Source organism: Variovorax sp. FW305-3-2-15-B-LB1 (assembly GCF_058787635.1).
Genome location: NZ_JBYSZY010000050.1, coordinates 45,735 through 48,102, shown reverse-complemented (window position 1 = coordinate 48,102; position 2,368 = coordinate 45,735). Strand labels below are relative to the sequence as shown.

1 protein-coding gene is annotated in these 2,368 nt (G+C 71.3%); it reads left to right on the top strand.

Translation table 11 applies throughout. The features are described 5' to 3' along the window. Positions 1–10: 10 nt before the first annotated feature. The coding region (locus tag AC3WQR_RS24685; RefSeq protein WP_492744288.1) for an ATP-binding protein at positions 11–2,368 on the top strand (2,358 nt) is incomplete at its 3' end.

Genomic DNA, 2,368 nt, shown 5'->3' with positions numbered 1-2,368 from the left:
CGCCCGCCCCATGCAAGGCCCCCGCATCTCCTCGAACGCGAACGCGCCTGCGCGCGGGCGCAAGCGCTCGTGCAGCCTGCGCGGGCGATGGCTCTCCGCGTTCGCCGTACTGGCCATCACCACGCTGGTGCTGGCCGCCGTGGCGATGGTGGCGCTGTTCAACGCCAAGGCCGCGATCCAGGGCTTCGACGAGCGCATCCTGCCGTCGGTGGCGAAGTCGCTCGCGCTGTCGGAGCGCGTCACGCACCTGGCGGCGGCAGCGCCGTACGTGGCGGAAATGTCGATATCGGCGCGGCTCAACCAGGAAAAGGCCGATCTGCTGAAGCGACAGGAGGAGGTGCGCGTGCTCGCGGCGCAACTGCCGCCGGCGAGCGGCGCAGCCACCGGTGTGCCGAAGGTGCTGAGCGCCATGCAGGTGGTGCTGGACGATCTGATCGAGTTCAAGCGCCTGGACCTCGCGCTGCGGGAAGAAGGCCGCGGGCGCATTCACGCGCTGAGCCAGATGGAGCACCGCATCGCCGATCTGCCCGAGCGTTCCAGGTTCGTTGCAGACCACACGCTGCATCTGCTGCGGGTTGCCTTGTACGCCCACAACACGCTCGACCTGGACGAGGCCGAGCGGGTCTATCTCGCCTACGCCGGCTCAGCCAACGCCTTGCGCATCGATGCGGCGATCCGCGCCCAGATCGCCGCACAGGCCGACAGCATCTTCGCGCTGCGCAGGCAGCACCTCGCGCTGCGCGATCGCAAGACCCTGCTGCTGACCTCCACGCGCGTGCTCTCGGAAGAGCTCACGCGCTCGGTCGACCGCCATGTGGCGGCGCTCAGCGCCGAGGTGTCCTCGCGCGAACATTCGGTGGGCCTGATCGTGCGCTCGGGGCTGATCGCGGTCACGCTCGCGCTGCTGGTCGCGGCCGCCGCGCTGGTGCTCGGGTACTGGAGCCTGCGCGAATCGCTGCGCGACCTCACGCGGGTCACCTCCGCCATCACCGAGCTGTCGCACGGCAACGCCAGCGCGCCGCCCGATGTCTCGCGGCGCGACGACGAGGTCGGTGCACTCATCCGCGCCTTCAACGTGTTCCGCGACAACACGCTGTCGATGCGTCGGATGGGCGCGGACATTTCGGAGCAGCGGCGCCTGTTGCGCACGGTGCTCGACAGCATCGACGACGGCCTGGGTGCATTCGACGCCGAAGGCCGCCTGGTGGCCTGGAACCCGCGCTTCGCCGCGCTGCTGCGCCTGCCCGCGCAGGCGATCCATACCGGCGCGACGCTCGACACGCTGCGCGCGGCGCTGCCGGCGCTGGCCGACGGCCGCCCCGCCGTCGACCTGCTGGGGCCGCCCGATGCGCAGCGGCGGCGGGACGACTACCTGCTCGACAACGGCCAGGTGCTGGCCGTGCGCAACCACCCCATGCCGGCGGGCGGCTTCGTCACGCTGTACAGCGACCAGAGCGAGAGCCGCGCGCTCGAGCGGCAGGTGCGGCAGGCGCAGAAGATGGAAGTGCTGGGCCAGCTCACGGGCGGCGTCGCGCACGACTTCAACAACCTGCTGGCGGCGATCTTCAGCAACCTGCAGCTGCTGCAGTCGCGCGACGACCTGTCGCCCGACATGCGCCGGATCGTGGACCGGGCGTTCCGGGCCTCGGAGCGCGGCGCCGTGCTCACGACGCGCCTGCTGGCCTTTGCCCGCCGGCAGACGCTGCGCGCCGAAGTGATCGATGTCGACCAGATGCTGGCCGGGTTGCAGGATCTCATCGAGTACTCGCTCGGCCAGGGCATCCGCGTCGAGCTCGACCTGCAGGCCGACGGGGCGTGCGTGCTGGCCGACGGCGGGCAGCTCGAGAACGCGATCCTCAACCTGGCGCTGAACGGGGGCGCGGCCATGCCGCGCGGCGGCGTGCTCACCCTGCACAGCGCGTGGCATGCGGCGGCGGCCGGCACGGCGGCGCATGGCGTGAATGGCGCGCAGGGCAGCCCCGGCCCGGTGGTCGAGATCCGCATCAGCGACACGGGCCACGGCATGCCGCCGCACGTGCTGGAGCACATCTTCGAGCCCTTCTTCTCGACCAAGGAGAACGAAGGCAGCGGATTGGGCCTGAGCATCGTCTACGGCTTCGTCAAGCAGTCGGGCGGCGACCTGCGTGTGCGCAGCACCGTCGGCGAGGGCACCGCGTTCACGCTGGTGCTGCCCGAGGCCGCGCCGTCGGCGGCGCCAGCCTGCGCACCGCCGCCGCCCGCGCTGTCGCTCGAGGCCTTGCGGGTGCTGCTGGTGGACGACGACATCGACGTGCGCGACGCCACCTTCGAATTTTTCAAGGAGCACGGCGCGCGCGTGCAGGCGGTGGCGTCGGCCACCGACGCCCCC